This window comes from Pseudomonas sp. EL_65y_Pfl1_R83 (assembly GCF_963970695.1).
Taxonomy (GTDB): domain Bacteria; phylum Pseudomonadota; class Gammaproteobacteria; order Pseudomonadales; family Pseudomonadaceae; genus Aquipseudomonas; species Aquipseudomonas tritici.
On the sequence record NZ_CAXAQI010000007.1, the window covers coordinates 203,949 to 225,831 of the forward strand.

Annotated in this window: 21 protein-coding genes; 14 read left to right on the forward strand and 7 right to left on the reverse strand. The window is 60.5% G+C overall.

What is annotated here, in order from left to right:
• Window positions 1-129: 129 nt before the first annotated feature.
• A complete protein-coding gene (locus AACY08_RS12890) occupies window positions 130-1,947 on the forward strand; it encodes a flavin monoamine oxidase family protein (protein ID WP_339469748.1) in 1,818 nt (605 codons plus the stop codon).
• Window positions 1,948-2,005: 58 nt separating this feature from the next.
• Here the strand turns inward: AACY08_RS12890 and AACY08_RS12895 are convergent, their stop codons facing one another.
• Window positions 2,006-2,203, reverse strand: coding sequence for a hypothetical protein (locus AACY08_RS12895; protein ID WP_339469749.1), 198 nt, complete (start codon window positions 2,201-2,203; stop codon window positions 2,006-2,008).
• Window positions 2,204-2,378: 175 nt separating this feature from the next.
• Entirely contained in the window at window positions 2,379-3,419 is a 1,041-nt protein-coding gene (locus AACY08_RS12900; RefSeq protein WP_339469750.1) for a threonine aldolase family protein, read from the reverse strand.
• 90 nt (window positions 3,420-3,509) lie between these two features.
• Here AACY08_RS12900 and AACY08_RS12905 point away from each other — a divergent pair, with 90 nt between their 5' ends.
• The 8 genes from AACY08_RS12905 (at window position 3,510) to fdhA (ending at window position 13,322) form a co-directional block, all read left to right on the forward strand.
• Entirely contained in the window at window positions 3,510-4,238 is a 729-nt protein-coding gene (locus AACY08_RS12905; RefSeq protein WP_339469752.1) for a TraX family protein, read from the forward strand.
• A gap of 265 nt (window positions 4,239-4,503) precedes the next feature.
• Complete coding sequence (gene glyA / locus AACY08_RS12910) at window positions 4,504-5,757, forward strand: serine hydroxymethyltransferase (protein ID WP_065871850.1); 1,254 nt, start codon at window positions 4,504-4,506, stop codon at window positions 5,755-5,757.
• A gap of 22 nt (window positions 5,758-5,779) precedes the next feature.
• Entirely contained in the window at window positions 5,780-7,030 is a 1,251-nt protein-coding gene (locus AACY08_RS12915) for a sarcosine oxidase subunit beta (protein ID WP_339415350.1), read from the forward strand.
• Window positions 7,031-7,045: 15 nt separating this feature from the next.
• Complete coding sequence (locus AACY08_RS12920) at window positions 7,046-7,348, forward strand: sarcosine oxidase subunit delta (protein WP_065880153.1); 303 nt, start codon at window positions 7,046-7,048, stop codon at window positions 7,346-7,348.
• Complete coding sequence (locus tag AACY08_RS12925; RefSeq protein WP_339469753.1) at window positions 7,345-10,362, forward strand: sarcosine oxidase subunit alpha; 3,018 nt, start codon at window positions 7,345-7,347, stop codon at window positions 10,360-10,362. The genes AACY08_RS12920 and AACY08_RS12925 overlap by 4 nt, the downstream gene beginning before the upstream one ends.
• 125 nt (window positions 10,363-10,487) lie before the next feature.
• Window positions 10,488-11,120 carry a sarcosine oxidase subunit gamma gene (locus AACY08_RS12930; protein WP_339469754.1) on the forward strand — a complete coding sequence of 211 codons (633 nt, stop codon included), beginning with the start codon at window positions 10,488-10,490 and terminating at the stop codon, window positions 11,118-11,120.
• 10 nt (window positions 11,121-11,130) lie between these two features.
• Window positions 11,131-11,988 (forward strand): formyltetrahydrofolate deformylase, encoded by an 858-nt coding sequence (gene purU, locus AACY08_RS12935; protein WP_339469755.1) that lies wholly within the window; start codon window positions 11,131-11,133, stop codon window positions 11,986-11,988.
• 134 nt (window positions 11,989-12,122) lie between these two features.
• The gene (gene fdhA, locus AACY08_RS12940) at window positions 12,123-13,322 is read left to right on the forward strand and encodes a formaldehyde dehydrogenase, glutathione-independent (protein WP_339469756.1); all 1,200 of its coding nucleotides are present in this window, start codon (window positions 12,123-12,125) and stop codon (window positions 13,320-13,322) included.
• 126 nt (window positions 13,323-13,448) lie between these two features.
• Here the strand turns inward: fdhA and AACY08_RS12945 are convergent, their stop codons facing one another.
• Window positions 13,449-13,907: an anti-sigma factor domain-containing protein gene (locus AACY08_RS12945; RefSeq protein ID WP_339415355.1), complete on the reverse strand. Its 459-nt coding sequence runs from the start codon at window positions 13,905-13,907 to the stop codon at window positions 13,449-13,451.
• 137 nt (window positions 13,908-14,044) lie between these two features.
• Here AACY08_RS12945 and AACY08_RS12950 point away from each other — a divergent pair, with 137 nt between their 5' ends.
• Window positions 14,045-14,617, forward strand: coding sequence for a DUF2780 domain-containing protein (locus AACY08_RS12950; protein ID WP_339469757.1), 573 nt, complete (start codon window positions 14,045-14,047; stop codon window positions 14,615-14,617).
• Here the strand turns inward: AACY08_RS12950 and AACY08_RS12955 are convergent.
• The gene (locus AACY08_RS12955; protein WP_339469758.1) at window positions 14,614-15,501 is read right to left on the reverse strand and encodes an acyltransferase; all 888 of its coding nucleotides are present in this window, start codon (window positions 15,499-15,501) and stop codon (window positions 14,614-14,616) included. The two genes, AACY08_RS12950 and AACY08_RS12955, sit on opposite strands and share 4 nt — an antisense overlap.
• Window positions 15,502-15,674: 173 nt before the next feature.
• On the opposite strand from AACY08_RS12955, the gene rloA2 reads away from it, so the two are divergent.
• The 4 genes from rloA2 to creD are packed head-to-tail and all read left to right on the forward strand — an operon-like array spanning window position 15,675 to window position 19,717.
• Entirely contained in the window at window positions 15,675-16,175 is a 501-nt protein-coding gene (rloA2, locus tag AACY08_RS12960) for a retropepsin-like aspartic peptidase RloA2 (RefSeq protein ID WP_339469759.1), read from the forward strand.
• A gap of 9 nt (window positions 16,176-16,184) precedes the next feature.
• Complete coding sequence (gene creB / locus AACY08_RS12965) at window positions 16,185-16,853, forward strand: two-component system response regulator CreB (protein WP_339415359.1); 669 nt, start codon at window positions 16,185-16,187, stop codon at window positions 16,851-16,853.
• The gene (gene creC, locus AACY08_RS12970; protein ID WP_339469760.1) at window positions 16,853-18,292 is read left to right on the forward strand and encodes a two-component system sensor histidine kinase CreC; all 1,440 of its coding nucleotides are present in this window, start codon (window positions 16,853-16,855) and stop codon (window positions 18,290-18,292) included. The genes creB and creC overlap by 1 nt, the downstream gene beginning before the upstream one ends.
• Window positions 18,293-18,343: 51 nt before the next feature.
• The gene (gene creD, locus AACY08_RS12975; RefSeq protein ID WP_339469761.1) at window positions 18,344-19,717 is read left to right on the forward strand and encodes a cell envelope integrity protein CreD; all 1,374 of its coding nucleotides are present in this window, start codon (window positions 18,344-18,346) and stop codon (window positions 19,715-19,717) included.
• Window positions 19,718-19,891: 174 nt separating this feature from the next.
• On the opposite strand, the gene AACY08_RS12980 is transcribed toward creD, so the two are convergent.
• The 3 genes from AACY08_RS12980 to AACY08_RS12990 are packed head-to-tail and all read right to left on the reverse strand — an operon-like array spanning window position 19,892 to window position 21,864.
• Complete coding sequence (locus AACY08_RS12980) at window positions 19,892-20,521, reverse strand: glutathione S-transferase (RefSeq protein WP_339469762.1); 630 nt, start codon at window positions 20,519-20,521, stop codon at window positions 19,892-19,894.
• Between the two features lie 60 nt (window positions 20,522-20,581).
• On the reverse strand, window positions 20,582-20,764 hold the full coding sequence (locus AACY08_RS12985) for a hypothetical protein (RefSeq protein WP_339469763.1): 183 nt from the start codon (window positions 20,762-20,764) through the stop codon (window positions 20,582-20,584).
• A complete protein-coding gene (locus AACY08_RS12990) occupies window positions 20,761-21,864 on the reverse strand; it encodes a PepSY-associated TM helix domain-containing protein (protein WP_339469764.1) in 1,104 nt (367 codons plus the stop codon). The genes AACY08_RS12985 and AACY08_RS12990 overlap by 4 nt, the downstream gene beginning before the upstream one ends.
• Window positions 21,865-21,883: the final 19 nt, after the last annotated feature.

The following is a 21,883-nucleotide window of genomic DNA, read 5'->3' on the forward strand; positions in this document are numbered from 1 at the left end:
CTTTTTTATTTCCAACGGATATAGAGACATTTCCTACGAGTCACTACGCTGAAGAACACATTCGTCGTAGTCACCTTTCGCAGTGAAGCAGTAGGTGGGCGTCCTGTTTGCACACCAAGGATGATTGCCATGTCTGCTATTCCCTCTCGAAGTAAAGGCGCTGCGCGCTTGCTTGCCAACGATGTCACTGCACTGATTCCTGACTTTCCTTTTCATTACCGTCGGTTCCTTGATACCGCCGTGAGTAACGGCACTCCGTTGGCGCAGGTTTCCAGCCTGGCGTATGGCAGCAAGGTGTTGATCGTCGGCGCAGGCGTTGCGGGAATGGTGGCGGCCTATGAAACCATGCGCATGGGTTTACACCCTGTGGTGGTAGAGGCCAGTGATCGTATTGGTGGGCGGCTGTATTCCTACGTGGCGGGTGATCCGCAAGATCCCGCTAACAGTGTGATCTGTGAAATGGGGGCGATGCGTTTTCCTGTGTCAGGCAAGGCGTTGATGCACTATTTCGAGAAGGTCGGAATGACGGCCAACTCGGCGGATTTTCCCAACCCTGGTTCGGCGGCAACCTCCAGTACGGTAGTCGACTACCAGCAAAAACAGACCTATTACGAAGGCAATAACCTGCCGCCGGAATACGCCGAGATTGAGCGGTTGTTGTTTGAGGTGTTCCTTGAGCAGGACCCGATCAAGTTCACCGAGATGGAAGCGGCAATGTCCGAGGGCAGCATTGATCAGGCCAAGATCAAGACCTTGTGGAACGCAATCCTGGATGCGGGTTGGGACAACCTCAGTTTTTTTGCCGCGATGGTCGAGCAGGCGGGGTGGAGTCGCGAAGACATTGATCTGTTCGGCCAGATCGGCTTCGGCACCGGCGGTTGGAACACCGACTATCCCAACTGTTTCTTGGAGGTGCTGCGGGTACTGTATACCGGGCTGGATACCAACCATAAGTTGATGTTCGACGGTTCCAGCGAGCTGCCAACACGGTTATGGAGCCGCGCCCCGGATACCTTTGGTGACGCCATGGCGCATTGGCCTGCGGGCACCACCGTCCAAGGCCTGACGACCCAAGTCATTGCCCAGCCTTTAAAGCAGGAGGTGCGGCAGATTATACGTCGCACGGATGGCGAGTTCGACGTATGGGTGTATGACCATAATCTGGGAGACGATCGTCAATACACTTTTCCTGCCGTGGTCTACACCCCTCACAAGCGGATCCTCGACAAATTTCGCTACATGGATGGGGCCGCCCGCTTCAATCAAATGAATGACCTGTTATCCCCAAAGGAATGGGAAGCGGTGATGTACACGCACTACATGCAATCCGCCAAAATCTTCGCGCAAACCCAACGGCCTTTCTGGACCGATGTGGAAGCAGATTTTCAATTCAAGATGAGCGTGACCCTGTCGGATCGCATCACCCGTGGTACCTACCTGCTGGACTACAGTCAAGGCCTCGGACCTTACAGGGGGAGTGGTATGTTTTTGTCTTATACCTGGAATGACGACAGCCTCAAATTCCTGGGGGATCGCAGTGCGCCGCAGCCGTCCCACGTGCAGGTGTGCACAAGCTTGCTGGACAGCGTGTACGCCCCTCATCAGTTGAACCTGGCGGCTGAGTTCGGCATGACCAACCCCTTTGTCGAAATCAACTGGGAGGAGCAGCCGTTTTTCCTGTGCGCGTTCAAAATGAATCTGCCGGGCCAGTACGAGTACCAGCGCTTGCTGTTTTCTCAGTTCATGAACGGTGTGCAGGGTCCGAAACCCGATGGGTTCATTTTGGCAGGTGACGACGTTTCGTTCACGGGAGGCTGGGCAGAAGGAGCGGTGACGACGGCCTTGAATGCCGTCAATAAGCTGGCGTTGAAATTCAACGGTGGGACCTTTCTCACAAACCGCGGCCCCATTGATGATTGGCAAGCGCTTCAGCCGAAGGCCTTGTGAGCGAAATCACATCAGTCCCGCGTCGCAGGTCATGAGTCTGCGGCGCGGGCCTTAGTGGTTAGCGGACGAAAAGGTTGATGAGGTATCCGCCGGATGCTGTCATTTCGAACTCTTTTCCAATCACGGTAAAGGTTTTGGACGGCTCGATGATGGTGTCGCCGACGTTGGCCAGCTTCCTGAGGTCGTCCAGGCTGACGAGTGTGGCGTCGACGTCGGAGCGCAGCTGAGAGTCAGTGGTGTAGCATTGAATTTCCATGATGTTGCCCTCTATAGGATTTCCATTTCCAGCCGACTGTTCGGCAGGCAGTCAGCCCCGGAAAACGCGTCCGTCTGTTCGGGGTGACAAGATCCTACTCAAGGCAGGGGGTAGATAGATACTGTCAGAAATACGTACAAACAGTCTCTGAAACGCTGCTGAAAGCCGTGTGGTTTCAGGCCTCCATCACTTTCCGAATATCCGCCGCCAATTCTCTTACACGTTCTTCCTCGGTATCCCACGCACACATGAAGCGTGCGCCGCCTTTGCCGATAAAGGTGTAGAAGCGCCAGCCCTTTGCGGTCAATGCGGCAATCGCCGGTTCCGAGAGTTGCAGGAACACGCCATTGGCCTGCACCGGGAACATCAACTCAACGCCAGGAATATCCGCTACCAGGCTGCTCAGCAGTTGTGCGCAGTGGTTGGCGTGACGGGCGTGTTTGAGCCAGGCGTCGTTTTCCAGCAGGCCTACCCAGGGGGCGGAGAGGAAGCGCATTTTCGAGGCCAACTGGCCCGCTTGTTTGCAGCGATAGTCGAAGTCTTCCGCCAGTTTGTGGTTGAAGAACAGGATCGCTTCGCCCACCGCCATGCCGTTTTTGGTACCGCCAAAGCACAGCACATCCACGCCAGCCTTCCAGGTCAGGTCCGCTGGCGAGCAGCCGAGGAAGGCGCAGGCGTTGGAGAAGCGCGCGCCGTCCATGTGCAGGTTCAGGCCCAGTTCCTTGCAGGTCACACTGATAGCGCGAATTTCTTCCGGGGTGTACACGCTGCCCACTTCGGTAGCCTGGGTCAGGGTGACCACGCGCGGCTTGGGGTAGTGGATGTCCTGGCGCTTGAGGGCGATCTCGCGGATCGACTCCGGGGTCAGCTTGCCGTTTTCGGTGCGTGCGGTGAGCAGCTTGGAGCCGTTGGAGAAAAACTCCGGCGCGCCGCATTCGTCGGTCTCGACGTGGGCGGTTTCCGAGCAAATCACGCTATGGTAGCTCTGGCACAGCGAGGACAGCGCCAGGGAGTTGGCCGCTGTACCGTTGAAGGCGAAGAACACTTCGCAGTCGGTTTCGAACAAGTTGCGGAAATCGTCGGCGGCGCGGTGGGTCCATTCATCATCGCCGTAGGCGCGCTGATGGCCTTGGTTGGCTTGTTCCATGGCGGCCCAGGCTTCCGGGCAGATGCCGGAATAGTTGTCACTGGCGAATTGTTGGCTCTTGTCGGTCATGGCCCATTCCTGTGGTCGATGTTGGTGCGCACTGTAACCAAGATTGTCGCGGGTGCGCACGTACTGTAAATGCAAAGTCACTGGGGAATTATGCACGGTACTGAAACGATTTCTGTCGGACCCGTCCGTGATGGCGCTTTGGATTTGCTCAAGTGGCTGGCGCTGTTGAGCATGGTGCTGGACCACCTGCGTTATATCGGTTTGAGCCTGGATGGCCTGTATGTGCCGGGACGCCTGGCATTCCCGTGGTTTTGCCTGGCGATTGCGGCGAACCTGCATCGGGCGAGAAACGCACCGGTCATAAGCCAGTGGCGGTATTTGGGATGGTTGTTGCTGTTCAGTGTGATCAGTGAGGTGCCGTATCGGATGTTCATCGACGATGCCGATACGTTGAATGTGTTGCCGACGTTGGCGCTGGGGTTGCTGATTGCCCGAGGATGGCAGCAAAAGGCGCTTTTTGATCGAGGATTGGCGTTGATTGCTGTCACGGTTGCCGCCGTGTTTCCCACGCACCTGATGTTCGGGTTTTTCGGTGTATTACTGCCACTGACGATGCTGCTGGTGTTCCGACGGCCATGGTATTTAAGCGTGTTGCCGGGGTTGGTGTGTGTGGCCGCCAATCAATGGCAGATTTTGCTTAATAGCGGCACGCCTGTCGCGTTGATGGGGTTGGCCGCCTGCCTGATCGCGCCATTGGCGGGATTAGTCCTGTTGCGACATGCCAAAGATGTCGCGCCCCCGGCCATGCGCCGTTGGGCTTACGCCCTCTACCCCCTGCATTTCCTTCTGCTGCTGCTCGTTCGCAAGATCATCGCGTAACCCTTGTGGGAGCTGGCTTGTCGAATCGTCGAACCGCTGCGATGGCATCACCTCGGTTCTGCTTATAGACCGAGGTGTCTGCATCGCAGGCAAGCCAGCTCCCACACAAGCCCATTCCCACATTTGTTTCGGTGTTGTTCACGCCATGTCGTAAACGCACCTTTGCGTGGCGTCCGTAGGCATTTGATCCAGAGGCGTCAGCCCTACCATCGCATCAAAGGGCTCTGCACGGGCCTCAACAATACGAAAGGCTGGGAGAGACGCGATGTTCAGCAAACAAGACCAGATCCAGGGATATGACGACGCACTGCTGGCGGCGATGAATGCCGAGGAGCAGCGTCAGGAAGATCATATCGAGCTGATCGCGTCGGAGAACTACACCAGCAAACGCGTGATGGAAGCCCAGGGCAGTGGCCTCACCAACAAATACGCCGAAGGCTACCCGGGTAAGCGCTATTACGGCGGTTGCGAGCATGTGGATAAAGTCGAAACCCTGGCCATCGAGCGCGCCAAGCAGCTGTTCGGTGCCGATTACGCCAACGTGCAGCCGCACTCCGGTTCCTCCGCCAACAGCGCGGTGTACCTGGCCCTGCTGAACGCCGGCGACACCATTCTCGGCATGAGCCTGGCCCACGGCGGCCACCTGACCCACGGCGCCAAAGTGTCGTCCTCGGGCAAGCTGTACAACGCGGTGCAATACGGCATCAACACCGACACCGGCTTGATCGACTACGACGAAGTCGAACGCCTGGCCGTGGAACACCAGCCGAAGATGGTGGTGGCCGGTTTCTCCGCCTACTCCAAGACCTTGGATTTCCCACGCTTTCGCGCGATTGCCGACAAGGTCGGCGCGCTGCTGTTCGTCGACATGGCCCACGTCGCTGGCCTGGTTGCCGCAGGCCTGTACCCGAACCCGCTGCCGTACGCCGATGTGGTTACCACCACCACACACAAGACCCTGCGTGGTCCGCGTGGCGGCCTGATCCTGGCCAAGGCCAACGAAGCCATTGAAAAGAAACTCAACGCCGCGGTATTCCCCGGCGCCCAGGGCGGCCCGCTGATGCATGTCATCGCCGGCAAGGCCGTGTGCTTCAAGGAAGCCCAGGAGCCTGGCTTCAAGGTCTACCAGCAACAGGTGATCGACAACGCCCAGGCCATGGCCGAGGTGTTCATCAAGCGCGGCTACGACGTAGTGTCCGGCGGCACCGATAACCACCTGTTCCTGGTCAGCCTCATCCGTCAGGGCCTCACCGGTAAAGAGGCGGACGCTGCTCTCGGTCGCGCCCACATCACCGTCAACAAGAACGCCGTGCCGAATGACCCGCAGTCGCCGTTCGTGACCTCGGGCCTGCGCATCGGCACCCCGGCGGTGACTACGCGCGGTTTTAAAGTGCCGCAGTGCATCGAACTGGCGGGCTGGATCTGCGACATCCTTGACAACCTCGGCGACGCCGATGTCGAGGCCAACGTGGCCAAGCACGTGTCTGCCCTGTGCGCTGATTTCCCGGTTTATCGCTGAGCGCGGTTTTGGAGTAATGACTATGCAACGCTACTCAGGCTTCGGCCTCTTCAAGCACTCACTCAGCCACCACGAAAACTGGCAGAAGATGTGGCGCACGCCGACCCCTAAAAAGGTCTACGACGTGGTCATCGTCGGCGGCGGCGGGCATGGTCTGGCGACCGCTTACTACCTGGCCAAGGAGCACGGCATCACCAACGTGGCCGTGGTCGAGAAAGGCTGGCTGGGCGGCGGTAACACCGCACGCAACACCACCATCGTGCGTTCCAACTACCTGTGGGACGAGTCGGCGCATTTGTATGAACACGCGATGAAGCTGTGGGAAGGCCTGTCCCAGGACCTGAACTACAACGTGATGTTCTCGCAGCGCGGCGTGTACAACCTGTGCCACACCCTGCAAGACATCCGTGATTCCGAGCGCCGCGTCAGCGCCAACCGCCTCAACGGCGTGGACGGCGAACTGCTCAACGCCAAACAGGTAGCGGACGAGATCCCGTACCTCGACTGCTCGAAAAACACCCGCTACCCGGTTCTCGGCGCTACCGTGCAACGTCGCGGCGGCGTGGCCCGCCATGATGCTGTGGCCTGGGGCTTCGCCCGCGCGGCTGACGCACTCGGTGTGGACTTGATCCAGCAGACCGAAGTGATCGGCTTCCGCAAGGAAAACGGCGTGTGCATCGGCGTGGAAACCAACAAGGGCTTCATCGGCGCCAAGCGCGTCGGTGTGGTCACGGCCGGTAACTCCGGGCACATGGCCTCGCTGGCCGGTTTCCGCCTGCCGATCGAATCCCACCCGCTGCAAGCGTTGGTGTCGGAGCCGATCAAGCCGATTATCGACAGCGTGATCATGTCCAACGCCGTGCACGGTTACATCAGCCAGTCCGACAAGGGCGATCTGGTGATCGGCGCCGGGATCGACGGCTATAACGGCTACGGCCAGCGCGGTTCGTACCCGGTGATCGAGCACACTGTCCAGGCCATCGTCGAGATGTTCCCGGTGCTGTCCCGCGTGCGCATGAACCGCCAGTGGGGCGGCATCGTCGACACCACGCCGGATGCGTGCCCGATCATCTCCAAGACGCCGGTTCCGAACATGTTCTTCAACTGCGGTTGGGGCACCGGTGGTTTTAAAGCGACTCCGGGCTCAGGCAACGTGTTTGCCGCCAGCCTCGCCAAGGGTGAAATGCACCCGTTGGCTGCACCTTTTTCCATCGACCGTTTCCACAACGGTGCGTTGATCGACGAACACGGCGCTGCGGCCGTCGCCCACTAACAGGAGAAATTCCCTATGTTGCATATCTTCTGTCCTCACTGTGGCGAACTGCGCTCCGAAGAGGAATTCCACGCGTCCGGCCAAGCGCACATCCCGCGCCCGCTGGACCCGAACGCCTGCACCGATGAAGAGTGGGGCGACTACATGTTCTTTCGTGACAACCCGCGCGGCCTGCACCACGAGCTGTGGATTCACGCCGCCGGTTGCCGCCAGTATTTCAACGCCACGCGCGACACCGTGACCTACGAAATTCTTGAAACCTACAAGATCGGCACCAAGCCGCAATTCACCGCCAAGGCTGCTGGAGAGAAGGTATGAGCCAGACCAATCGCCTGTCCAACGGTGGCCGGATCGACCGTAATAAAGTCCTCACGTTTACCTTCAACGGCCAGAGCTACAAAGGCTTTGAAGGCGACACACTGGCCGCCGCCTTGCTCGCCAACGGCGTCGACATCATTGGCCGCAGCTTCAAGTATTCGCGCCCACGCGGCATCTTTGCTGCGGGCGCCGAAGAGCCGAACGCGGTGCTGCAGATCGGCGCCACCGAAGCCACTCAGATTCCCAACGTGCGCGCCACGCAACAAGCGCTGTACCAAGGTTTGGTCGCCACCAGCACCAACGGCTGGCCAAACGTGAACACCGACGTGATGGGCATTCTCGGCAAGGTCGGCGGCAAGCTGATGCCACCGGGTTTCTACTACAAAACCTTCATGTACCCGCAATCGTTCTGGATGACGTACGAGAAGTACATCCGTAAGGCGGCTGGCCTTGGCCGCTCGCCGACCGAGAACGACCCGGACACCTACGACAACTTCAACCGTCACTGCGACGTGCTGGTGGTCGGCGCAGGCCCTGCGGGTTTGGCCGCTGCGCTGGCTGCTGCGCGCAGCGGTGCACGTGTGATCATCGCCGATGAGCAGGAAGAGTTCGGTGGTTCGCTGCTCGACTCGCGCGAAAGCCTCGATGGCAAACCCGCTACCGATTGGGTTGCCAGCGTGATCGCTGAACTCAAAGCCCTGCCGGACGTGGTGCTGCTGCCCCGCGCTACCGTCAACGGTTATCACGACCATAACTTCCTGACCATCCACGAACGTCTCACCGACCACCTCGGTGACCGTGCGCCGATCGGCGTGGTGCGTCAGCGTATTCACCGTGTGCGTGCCAAGCGTGTCGTCCTCGCGACCGGTGCGTGCGAGCGTCCATTGGTGTACGGCAACAACGACGTGCCGGGCAATATGCTGGCCGGCGCAGTTTCCACCTACGTGCGCCGCTACGGCGTGGCGCCGGGCAAGAAACTGGTGCTGTCGACCAACAACGACCACGCCTATCGCGTTGCGCTGGACTGGCTCGACGCCGGCCTGCATGTGGTGGCAGTGGCCGATGTGCGCCACAACCCACGCGGCGCGCTGGTTGAAGAAGCCCGTGCCAAAGGCATTCGCATCCTCACCGGCAGCGCCGTGATCGAAGCCCGTGGCAGCAAGCATGTGACCGCTGCCCGCGTGGCCGCGATTGATCTGAAAGCACACAAAGTCACCAGCCCAGGCGAATGGCTGGACTGCGACCTGGTGGCCAGCTCCGGCGGCTACAGCCCGGTGGTCCACCTGGCCTCGCACCTGGGCGGCAAGCCGACCTGGCGTGAAGATATCCTCGGTTTTGTACCGGGCGAAGCACCGCAGAAACGCGTGTGCGTCGGTGGTATCAACGGTGTCTACGGCCTTGGCGATTCCCTGGCGGATGGTTTTGAAGGCGGCGTGCGCGCGGCCAGCGAAGCCGGTTTTGCGCCGGTGGAAGGCGCACTGCCAAAAGCGCTGAACCGCCTGGAAGAACCGACGCTGGCTGTTTACCAAGTGCCGCACGACAAACCCACCGCACGGGCGCCAAAGCAATTTGTCGACCTGCAAAACGACGTGACTGCCGCCGCCATCGAACTGGCGACCCGCGAAGGTTTTGAGTCGGTTGAGCACGTCAAACGCTACACCGCGCTGGGCTTCGGCACCGACCAGGGCAAGCTGGGTAACGTGAACGGCCTGGCGATTGCCGCGCGTTCGCTTAACGTGACTATCCCGCAGATGGGCACCACCATGTTCCGTCCGAACTACACGCCGGTGACGTTCGGCGCGGTGGCGGGCCGTCACTGTGGGCACATCTTCGAGCCGGTGCGCTACACCGCGCTGCAAGCCTGGCACGTGAAAAACGGCGCCGAGTTCGAAGACGTCGGCCAGTGGAAACGCCCCTGGTATTTCCCACGCAATGGTGAAGACCTGCACGCCGCGGTAAAACGTGAATGCCTGGCCGTGCGCGACAGCGTTGGTCTGCTCGATGCGTCGACCCTCGGCAAGATCGATATCCAGGGCCCGGATGCCCGAGAGTTCCTCAACCGCATCTACTCCAACGCCTGGACCAAGCTCGATGTGGGCAAGGCGCGCTATGGCCTGATGTGCAAGGAAGACGGCATGGTCTTCGACGACGGCGTAACTGCTTGCCTCGCCGACAACCACTTCCTGATGACCACCACCACTGGCGGCGCCGCCCGTGTGCTGCAGTGGCTGGAAATCTACCAACAGACCGAGTGGCCAGACCTCAAGGTGTACTTCACTTCGGTCACCGACCACTGGGCGACCATGACCCTGTCCGGGCCCAACAGCCGCAAGCTGCTGGCCGAAGTGACCGACATCGACCTGGACAAGGACGGCTTCCCGTTCATGACCTGGAAGGAAGGTCTGGTCGGTGGCGTACCGGCTCGCGTGTTCCGGATTTCGTTTACCGGTGAGCTGTCGTACGAAGTCAACGTGCAGGCCGACTACGCCATGGGCGTGCTGGAAAAAATCGTCGAGGCCGGCAAGCAGTACAACCTGACCCCGTATGGCACCGAAACCATGCACGTACTGCGGGCGGAGAAGGGCTTCATCATCGTCGGGCAAGACACCGACGGCTCGATGACCCCGGACGACCTGAACATGGGCTGGTGCGTAGGTCGCACCAAACCGTTCTCGTGGATCGGCTGGCGCGGCATGAACCGTGAAGACTGCGTGCGTGAAGAGCGTAAGCAGCTGGTTGGGCTCAAACCGATCGATCCAACCGTGTGGCTGCCGGAAGGCGCGCAGTTGGTGTTCGATCCGAAGCAGTCGATTCCGATGAAGATGGTGGGTCACGTCACATCAAGTTATGCGCACAACTCCCTGGGTTATTCGTTTGCCATGGGCGTGGTGAAGGGCGGCTTGAAGCGCATCGGCGAGCGGGTGTTCTCACCGCAGGCGGATGGCAGTGTGATCGAGGCAGAGATTGTGTCTTCGGTGTTCTTTGACCCGAAAGGCGAACGCCAGAACATCTGATAGACCGAGTCGCGGCCTTCGCGAGCAAGCCCGCTCCCACAGGGGGAGCGCATTCCAAAATGTGCGAGCGGGCTTGCTCGCGAAGACGCCAGTAGCCGCACAACAGAATTCAGGAAAGGTGCTTTATGACAGCAGCCAATGTATACCAACAACGCCCAACCACCGGGGCCAAGGCCGAGTCGTCGCTGCACCATGCCGACCTCGCCAGCCTGGTCGGCAAGGGGCGCAAGAACGCCGGTGTGACCGTGCGTGAGAAGAAACTCCTGGGCCACCTGACTCTGCGCGGCGACGGCCATGACCCTGCCTTTGCCGCCGGCGTGCACAAGGCCCTCGGTATTGAGCTGCCAGCTGCTTTGACGGTGATCGTCAAAGGTGAAACCAGCCTGCAATGGCTCGGTCCGGATGAGTGGCTTTTGATCGTGCCAAGCGGTGAAGAATTCGCCGCCGAGCAAAACCTGCGTGCCGCCCTAGGCGACCTGCATATTCAGATCGTCAACGTCAGCGGCGGCCAGCAGATCCTCGAACTCAGCGGCCCGAATGTGCGTGACGTGCTGATGAAGTCCACCAGCTATGACGTGCACCCCAACAACTTCCCGGTGGGCAAGGCGGTGGGCACGGTGTTCGCCAAGTCGCAACTGGTGATCCGTCACACCGCTGAAGACACCTGGGAGCTACTGATTCGTCGCAGCTTCTCGGATTACTGGTGGTTGTGGTTGCAGGATGCCTCGGCTGAATTCGGTTTGAGCGTCCAAGCCTGAGGAGTGACCCATGAGCCGCGCACCTGATACATGGATTTTGACCGCCGACTGCCCCAGCGTGCTCGGCACGGTGGACGCGGTCACCCGCTACCTGTTCGAGCAGGGCTGCTACGTTACCGAGCACCACTCGTTCGATGATCGGCTTTCCGGGCGATTTTTTATTCGCGTCGAATTTCGCCAGCCCGACGGTTTCGACGAGCAAGCTTTCCGCGATGGCCTGGCCTCTCGCGGTGAAGCCTTTGGCATGATCTTCGAGCTGACGGCGCCGAACTACCGACCAAAAGTGGTGATCATGGTCTCAAAGGCCGATCACTGCCTGAACGATCTGCTGTACCGCCAGCGCATCGGCCAACTGTCGATGGACGTGGTTGCGGTGGTGTCCAACCACCCGGATCTCAAACCTTTGTCCGACTGGCACCAGATTCCCTACTACCATTTCCCCCTCGACCCCAACGACAAACCGTCCCAGGAGCGCCAGGTGTGGCAGGTGGTGGAAGACACCGGCGCCGAATTGGTGATTCTTGCGCGCTACATGCAAGTGCTGTCGCCGGAGCTGTGCCGCAAGCTGGATGGCAAGGCCATCAATATCCATCACTCGTTGTTGCCGGGATTCAAGGGCGCCAAGCCGTATCACCAGGCGTACAACAAGGGCGTGAAATTGGTTGGCGCCACGGCGCATTACATCAACAACGACCTGGATGAAGGCCCGATCATTGCCCAGGGCGTGGAGGTGGTGGACCACAGCCACTACCCCGAGGACTTGATTGCCAAGGGGCGCGATATTGAAGGGCTGACACTGGCCCGGGCGGTGGGGTATCACATTGAGCGGCGGGTGTTTCTCAACGCCAATAGAACTGTGGTGCTCTGACTGACGCCTTCGCGAGCAAGCCCGCGAAGAGGCCCCAACTAACAACGCAAAAACAGCATCTGTACCCGAGCACTTAACGCGCTGCCCACCCAACGGGCAACGCGGTTCCATAAAAACAACAGCGAGGTGAAAGCATGTCTGGTAATCGTGGTGTCGTGTATCTCGGCAACGGCAAGGTCGAAGTACAGAAAATCGACTATCCCAAAATGCAGGACCCCCGTGGCAGAAAGATTGAGCACGGCGTCATTCTGCGCGTGGTCTCCACCAATATCTGCGGCTCCGACCAACACATGGTGCGCGGCCGTACCACTGCCCAGACCGGCCTGGTGCTGGGTCATGAAATTACCGGTGAAGTGATCGAGAAGGGCAGCGACGTCGAGAACCTGAAGATCGGCGACTTGGTTTCCGTACCCTTCAACGTGGCTTGCGGTCGCTGCCGCTCCTGCAAAGAACAACACACTGGCGTATGCCTGACCGTCAACCCAGCCCGTGCCGGTGGCGCCTATGGCTATGTCGACATGGGCGACTGGACCGGCGGCCAGGCCGAATACGTACTGGTGCCATACGCCGACTTCAACCTGCTGAAACTGCCGGACCGCGACAAGGCCATGGAGAAAATCCGCGACCTGACGTGCCTCTCCGACATCCTGCCGACTGGCTATCACGGCGCCGTCACCGCCGGTGTTGGCCCTGGTAGCACCGTCTACATCGCCGGCGCTGGCCCGGTCGGCCTGGCCGCTGCCGCTTCTGCGCGCCTGTTGGGCGCTGCGGTGGTGATCATCGGCGACGTCAACCCCATCCGCCTGGCCCACGCCAAGGCACAAGGGTTCGAGATTGCCGACCTGTCCACGGACACCCCGCTGCACGAACAAATCGCTGCGCTGCTGGGTGAGCCGGAAGTGGATTGCGCCGTCGACGCCGTAGGCTTCGAAGCGCGCGGCCATGGCCATGAAGGCGTCAAGGCGGAAGCCCCGGCCACCGTACTTAACTCGCTGATGGGCGTAGTGCGCGTGGCGGGCAAGATCGGTATCCCAGGCCTCTACGTGACTGAAGACCCGGGCGCCGTGGATGCCGCCGCGAAAATGGGCAGCCTGAGCATTCGCTTTGGTCTGGGCTGGGCCAAATCCCACAGCTTCCACACCGGCCAGACCCCGGTGATGAAGTACAACCGCGCACTGATGCAGGCGATCATGTGGGACCGTATCAACATTGCTGAAATCGTGGGCGTGCAGGTGATCAGCCTGGATGACGCGCCACGCGGGTATGGCGAGTTCGATGCGGGTGTGCCGAAGAAGTTTGTGATTGACCCGCATAAGATGTTCAGCGCGGCGTAAATCCCAGACACACAGCGATCCAAATGTGGGAGCGGGCGTGCGCGCGAAGGCGGTGGTTAAGTCAGAGCCTCTTTGACTGACCTAATGCCTTCGCGAGCAAGCCCGCTCCCACAGGGTTTTGGCGTATCAGCGGTAGGCCAGTGCGCCCTGGTACACCGTCGGGCCGGTTGGCTGCTTGCTCAACGACCCCCCCTTGGTCTCCGAGCTCACCAGCAACTCCACTGGCTTGCGAATGCTGGCCTGCTGGCGTGGGTTCAATCCAATGATGCCCTTGCCATCTTCCGGCAACAGCCCCAACGAAACAGGTTTTCCACCCTCGGGCATGGCCCACAGCTCCAGGCTGCGGTCGGGCTCAGGTGCCGCCGTGGCGATCGGTTCAACTTCGAGGTAATCCTTGTGCGCCATGACCTGCGCTGCCGGCTGTTGGGTGGTGGTCACCAGCGTAGCGGCGGATTTGACGGTGTCCTGAGTGTAGAGCGCGCCGCCGAGGCCGGCGACGATGGCCACGCACACGCCGATAAACACGCGAGGACGGCTCCAGAACGGGGGTTTTTGCTCGATCACTTGGGGGCGGGTCGCGCTCATACGGCTGTTCCTGGCATTTTTTTGAATTCATTCCATGGACTGCCACCCTGCGATTGGGTTCCTTGGACTGCCCGGAACAATGGGCCGGATGCCCAGTCAAACGCCTGCTTTCACCCCTACACCCAGAGGTTGTTTCGATGAAGATTTCACGCGGTTTCGCCCTTTCCTGCCTGATGACCCTGGCAGCCGGCCCGGTGTTCGCCGCAGGCTTCAGCCTTGGCGACGCGGCCAATGCCATTTCCGGTATGCAGGGTGGCAACAACAAGGCTGCCGCTGCCGCACCGTCTTCCGAGACGGCCGGTTTGCTGAGCGCACTGACCTCTCAACTCAACATCACCCCCGAACAAGCGGTCGGCGGCACTGGCGCCATGCTGGGCCTGGCCAAGAACAAGCTGAGCGGGAACGAGTACTCGCAATTGGGCAACAGCGTGCCGGGCCTCGACCAGTTGTCGGGCAACAACGCATTGGGCAGCCTCGGGGCCTTGAGCGGGATGCTCGGCCAGGCCGGTGGCAGCAAGACCAGTGGCCTCGACGGCCTGCTGGGTAACGTGAAGAACACCAATGACCTGAACACCGCGTTCAGCGCACTGGGCATGGACAGCGGCATGGTTAGCCAGTTCGCGCCGGTAATCCTGCAATACCTCGGCGGGCAGGGTGCCAACAGCTCCTTGCTGGGCAAGTTGGCCCAGGCCTGGGGCACTGGCAGCTAACGACTTTGCGCGCGCAGTTGCTCGATGCGCGCATCCTTCTCCTTCCAGAGCTGGTTTACCCAGTTCTGGACGGTCTGGCGAAAGGCCGGATCGTTCTCGTAATCCCCTTGCCACAATGCCGGGTCCAGCTCACGGGTACGGATATCGATGATCACCTTTGGCACTGCGCCACTGATCAAATCCCAGAACCCCGGAATCTTTTGCTGCGGATAGACAACCGTCACGTCGAGTACCGCATCCAGCTGTTCCCCCAGCGCCGCCAGCACAAACGCCACGCCACCCGCCTTGGGTTTGAGTAGCCGGGTAAACGGCGAATCCTGTTGCCTGCGCTTGGCCTCGGTGAACCGCGTGCCTTCCAGATAATTGACCACCGTCACCGGCTGGCGCTTGAACAGCTCGCAGGCCTCTTTGGTGATCTTTAAATCCTGCCCGGCCAGTTCCGGGTGCTTGGCGAGGAATGCCTTGGTGTAGCGCTTCATGAACGGGTAATCCAGCGCCCACCAGGCCAGGCCGAGGAAGGGCACCCAGATCAGCTCTTTTTTCAGGAAGAATTTGAAGAACGGCGTTCGACGGTTGAGGGCCTGGATCAGCGCTGGAATATCCACCCAGGATTGGTGGTTGCTGATGACCAGGTAGGAGGTATCACCGCGTAGGTCTGCGCCACCGCGAATGTCCCATTGGGTCGGGATGCACAGCGCGAAGATCAGCTTGTCGATCTCGGCCCAGGTTTCGGCGATCCACATGACCGCCCACGACATGGCGTCACGAGTGCGACCAGGTGCCGCCGCCTTGAGTAGGGCAAACACCATCAGCGGGCCGATCAGGACCAGGGTGTTGAGCAATAAAAGCAGTGAGACAAAACAGCCGGTGAGCAGGCGGCGCATAAGCAACTCTTGCAATCCTGTGGGCGGGTCATGATAAGCAGCTTGAGTCTAGAGGCCAAATCGCAAATTACCGGACGAATGTTTCACAATGTGCCGGGTATGCTGGGGCGAGCTAACTAAGTGCTGCCTTTGCGGTCTAGAATTCGCCTACTTCTTTCCGAGGAAATCACTTCGTGAAACTGCTCCTTGCCTCGCTCGCCCTGGTTGCCCTGCCTGTCATGGCTGCCGAACCGACCCTTTACGGTCGCTACGAATACATCCAATTGCCGGAGATCGGCGAAACCTTCAAGGCCAAGATGGACACCGGCGCGTTGACCGCCTCGCTGTCGGCGCGTGATATCGAAACCTTCACCCGTGATGGCGACGACTGGGTGCGCTTCCGCCTCGGCGGCAAGGATGCCTCCAACAAAGTCTACGAACACAAAGTCTCGCGCATCAGCAAGATCAAGAGCCGCGCCGACGAAGACGATGACAAAGACGAAGCGACAGTGGCCAAGCGCCCGGTAATCGATCTGGAAATGTGCCTGGGCAACGTCAAGCGCACCGTCGAGGTCAACCTCACCGACCGCAGCAGCTTCAACTACCCGTTGCTGATCGGCGCCAAGGCCCTGCGTGAATTCGGCGCTGCGGTAAACCCGGCTCGTCGTTACACTGCTGACAAACCGGACTGCTGACGGAACACCATGGCGCATATCCTGATTGTCGAAGACGAAGCGGCGATAGCCGACACGCTGATATTCGCCCTGCAAGGCGAGGGGTTTACCACCACCTGGCTGAGCCTTGGCCAGGAGGCGCTGGCCCACCAGCGCCAGACGCCGGCTGACCTGATCATCCTCGACATCGGCCTGCCCGACATCACGGGGTTTGAAACCTGCAAGCAACTGCGCCGCTTCAGTGAAGTACCGGTGATGTTCCTCAGCGCGCGGGATGGCGAGATCGACCGTGTGGTGGGGTTGGAGATCGGTGCCGACGATTATGTGGTCAAGCCCTTCAGCCCGCGGGAGGTGACCGCACGGGTCAGGGCGATCCTCAAGCGAATCGGCCCTGGTGCTGCGCCCACAGTGTTCCAGGTTGATCTGGAACGTATGCAGATCGCTTATCGCGGCCAGCCCTTGAGCCTGACGCGCCATGAATTCCGCCTGCTGCAAAGCCTGCTGGAACAACCCGAGCGTGTCTTCAGCCGTGAGCAATTATTGGACGCGGTCGGCGTGGCGGCAGATGCCGGCTACGAGCGCAATATCGACAGCCATATCAAAAGCCTGCGCAGCAAATTACGCAGCGTGGCTGCCGATGCCGAGCCGATCCAGACCCATCGCGGCCTCGGCTACAGCTACAGCCCGAGCAATAGCTGATGCGCTTGGGGCTGCGGATTTTCCTGGTGTATGCGCTGTTTATCGGCCTCACCGGCTACTTCGTGCTCAACACTGTCATGAAGGAAATCCGCCCCGGTGTGCGCCAGTCCACCGAAGAAACCCTGGTGGACACCGCCAATCTGCTGGCCGAGATCCTGCGCGATGACGTCAAGAACGGCACCCTCGGCCAAAGCCACTGGCCGGCATTGCTCAAGGCCTACGGCAATCGCCAGCCGGGCGCGACCATTTGGGGCCTGCCGAAAAACCAGGTCAACCACCGCATCTATGTGACCGACGCCAAGGGCACCGTGTTGCTCGACTCCACGGGCGAAGCGGTGGGCCAGGACTATTCCAAGTGGAACGACGTCTACCTGACCCTGCGCGGTGAATACGGCGCCCGGTCCACTCGCAGCGCAGCGGATGACGCCACCTCGTCGGTGATGCACGTGGGCGCGCCGATCCGTGACAATGGCCAGATCATCGGGGTGGTCACCGTGGCCAAACCGAACAGCTCATTGCAGCCCTATGTCGACCGCACCGAGCGGCGCCTGCTGTGGTACGGCGCGGGCCTGGTGATTCTGGGTCTGCTGCTGGGCGCACTGCTGTCGTGGTGGCTGAGCGCCGCGCTGCGCCGGTTGACGGCTTATGCCGAAGCGGTCAGCGAAGGCCGGCGTGCCGAGTTGCCGCATTATAGGGGCGGCGAACTCAAGCAGTTATCCACCGCCGTGGAACACATGCGTACGCAGTTGGAAGGTAAGGCCTATGTCGAACATTACGTGCATACCCTGACCCACGAATTGAAAAGCCCGTTGGCGGCGATACGCGGCGCGGCGGAGTTGTTGCAGGGCGATATGACCCGCGAACAACAGCAGCGTTTTGTCGGCAACATCGACAGCGAAAGTGCGCGCCTGCAGCAGTTGATCGAGCGCTTGCTGAACCTGGCGCAAGTCGAGCAACGCCAAGGCCTGGAAGAGCAGGCGAGTATCCCGTTGGCCGCGATGGTCGATGAGGTCATCAAGGCCCAGTGCGCGCGCATTGAAGGCGCCGGATTGTGCGTTGAACAGACGATTGCGGCGGATGTGCAGGTGTATGGCGAGCCCTTCCTGCTGCGTCAGGCGCTGGGCAATCTGCTGGACAACGCCCTGGATTTCACACCGCCCGGTGGCCAGTTGAAATTCAGCGCGCAGGCGCGTTACAACGACGTGCAAGTGAGCCTGTTCAACCAGGCCGCGCCGATTCCTGACTACGCTCTGCCACGCCTGAGCGAGCGTTTCTATTCATTGCCACGCCCGGCCAGCGGGCGCAAAAGCACCGGGCTGGGCCTCAACTTTGTTGAGGAAGTGATGAAGCTGCACGGCGGTGCGTTGCAGATCGGCAACGTGCAAGGCGGCGTGCAAGTGGTACTGCATCTCCACACAGTCTCCACATTGCCCACATAAATCCCCCACACAGTCTGCTCAGACTCTCCCCATCAAAACAGGGAGAGACCCATGAACCGCAGCCTGCTTTTCAAACTTGGCGCGATTGCGCTGCTGATCCTGCTGTTGCTGATTCCGTTGCTGATGATCAACGGCATCATCAGTGACCGCCAGCAACTGCGCGATGGCGTACTGATGGACATCGCCCGCAGCTCCAGCTATGCCCAGCGTCTCACCGGCCCGGTGATGGTGGTGCCGTATCGCAAGACCGTGCGCGAGTGGAAGCTCAATGAAAAGCTCAACAAACGCTACGAAGTCACCCGCGAAGAGCGTGGTCGTCTGTATTTCCTGCCGGATCGTTTTGAGCTCGACGGCAAAGTGCAGACCGAACTGCGTGCGCGGGGCATCTACCAGGCGCGGCTGTTCCATGCCGATAACCGCATCAGCGGGCGTTTCGAGCTACCTGCGCAGTTGGGCATCACCGAGAATTTTGCCGATTACCGTTTTGAGCCGGCATTTCTGGCGGTGGGTATCAGCGATATTCGCGGCATTGAAAACGCATTGAAGCTTGAGCTGGGCAGCCAGCCGCTGGAGTTCGAACCGGGCTCCCAGGTCGACTGGCTCGGTGAGGGCGTGCACGTGGCGCTGCCGGAGCAGGACACTAAAAAGCCCTACGTGGTGGATTTCGCCTTTGACCTACGCCTGCAAGGCACCGAGCAACTGCAAGTGGTGCCGGTGGGCAAGACCAGCCAAGTGTCACTCGCGTCCAACTGGCCGCACCCAAGCTTTATCGGCAACTTCCTGCCGGCGCAACGCGAGATCACCGACAAAGGCTTCAGCGCCAACTGGCAGACTTCATTCTTCTCCACCAACCTTGAGCAAGCCCTGCAGACCTGCCTGGACGGGCAAGGCTGTGACGACTTCAACAACCGCAGCTTCGGCGTCAACTTCATCGACCCGGTGGACCAATACCTCAAGAGCGACCGCGCGATCAAATACGCGTTGCTGTTTATCGCCCTGACCTTTGCCGGTTTCTTCCTGTTCGAAGTGCTCAAGAGCCTGGCGGTGCACCCGATCCAGTACGCCTTGGTGGGCGTGGCGCTGGCGTTTTTCTACCTGCTGCTGTTGTCGTTGTCCGAGCATATAGGCTTCGCCATGGCCTACCTTATCTCCGCCAGTGCCTGCGTGTTGTTGATTGGTTTCTACGTGTGCCATGTGCTGCGCAGCGTGGCCCATGGGTTGGGCTTCTCGGCGGGGTTGGCGGCGTTGTATGGCTTGTTGTACGGGCTGTTGAGTGCCGAGGATTACGCGTTGCTGATGGGCTCGCTGTTGTTGTTCGGCCTGCTGGGCACGGTGATGGTGCTGACGCGCAAACTGGACTGGTATGGCGTGGGCAAGCGCAAAGCGGCCGAGCCACTGCAGTTTGACCTGGAGGCAGTGCAATGATCGGGTTGCGCGAGGATCAGCAAATGAAGGCGAGGATGGTCGACTTCCTTAATAACGCCGCCGCCCACTGTGGGAGCGGACTTGCTCGCGAAGGCGGTATGTCAGCCACAGATGTTTCAACTGAGCCACCGCATTCGCGAGCAAGCCCGCTCCCCAGGGGAATGACGGTGAATCTTAGATGGGCGGCTGGGTGTCCAGCATCGAAGGCCGCTGGCTGACCTCGGCATACCATGCGGCAAGCTGCGGGTTATCCGAGCGCCATTGCATATCCGGATGACGGAAATCCAGGTAACCCAAGGCGCAGGCCACGCTGATAGCGGCGATGTCGAAGTGGCTGGTCAGTTCGGCGATTGCATCCGCTTCTAACTCAGCGAGGCTGCGACGGATCTTGTTGCGCTGCTCGTCGAGCCATTGGTCCCAGTGTTTTTCCGCCGGTCGCAGGGCGGTCTCGTAACGCACCAGCACGGCGGCATCCATGATGCCGTCGGCCATCGAGGCCAGGGTCAGGCGGCGCCAGCGCGCCGAGCCGTCGCGAGGGATCAGCGGGTTGCCGACGTGCTGGTGGTCGAAGTAATCAAGGATCACCCGGCTGTCGTGCAGCACCGTGCCGTCCGCCAGGCGCAGGGCCGGGATCTTGCCCACCGGGTTGCCTTGCACCAGTTGGGCGTCCGGGTTGACCGGGGTCGGCATGCACCCGTGCAGGGCCACGCGATCTTGCTGGCCGGTTTCGGCCAGCAGCACACGGACCTTGCGCACGAACGGTGAAGCGGGGTTGTGGAACAGGGTCATGCTGGGAGCGGACATGGGCATTCCTCAAGATAGGCGTGGCTAGCCTAGAGGGTTGCATGACGGCTGGCGAGGCCCTTAGCCGCGCCGTTTGAACAACGCGTGCACGCCTATGACTGCTGGCACCCCTAAACCCACCCAACTGAGCGAATCCCACAGCCCATCCCCGAGCAACGCCGCAAACAACCCGGCGGCGCTGAGCAGGCCAATCCCCAGGGGAATGCCAAACACCTTCCAGAAATTCGACCGGCGCGGCTTCATGCCTTGCCCGCCTTGCGCCGCACGATCCACAAGTAAATCCCGCTCACAAGCACGATGATGGTCAGCACATCCAAGACGGCCCAGAGGATTTTCATCGGCATGCCGCCGTAGTCGCCAAAGTGCAGCGGTTGGGACATGCCCATGGCGTCCATGTACCACGGCCGTTCGGCGATGGCGGTGACGGCCAGGGTACTGGCGTCGATCAACACCGGCGTGAGCAAGTGCGACGTCAGGTGGGTGCTGCCCTTCATGAACACCGCGTAGTGGTGCTCACTGGAAAAGCGCGTGCCGGGGAAGGCGATGAAGTCCGGCTGCATGCCCGGCGCGGCTTTGGCGGCGATGGTCAGCAACTCGGTGGCCGGGGCGCGTTGGGTCAGGGGGGGCGCGCTTTTATAGGGCTCGATCATCGCGCTGAGGCTGTCCTGGCGCCAGGCGGCGATGATCAGGTCGGCGCAGGCGCTGATTACACCGGTCACGCCCACCACCAGCGCCCAGGTCAACGTGACCACACCGATCAGGTTATGCAGGTCGAGCCAACGCAGGCGAGTGGATTTGTCCTGGCGCACAGTGGCGAATGTCAGGCGGCGCATGAACGGCAGGTACAGCACCGTGCCGGAGATAATCGCCAGTACAAACAGAATGCCCATGAACGCCAGCAACAACTTGCCTGGCAGACCGGCGAACATATCCACATGCAACCGCAGCAGGAACAGGGTGAGCCCACCGTTGGCCGCCGGGGTTTCCACCGCTTCACCGGTGCGTGCATCCAGCATGAAAGTGTGCGACGCGTTGGGTTCGGTGCCGGCGGTGGCGGCCATGATTACGATCACGCCGTTCTGGTCGTCTTCGTCCCAGGCCAAGTACTGCATGGCTTCGCCGGGGCGATGAGACTGAGCTTTAGCCACAAGCTGCTCGAGGTTGAGCCGTGGGGTATCGGCGGGCATCTGCGCCAGTTCAGGCTCATTGCCCAGCAGGTGGTCGATCTCGTGGTGAAACACCAGCGGCAGGCCAGTCAGGGCGAGCAGCAGCAGGAAAACGGTGCAGATCAGGCTGATCCAGGTGTGGATGAAGGACCAGCGGCGGATGGTTTTGCTTTTCATTTTCTAACCTTCAGACACA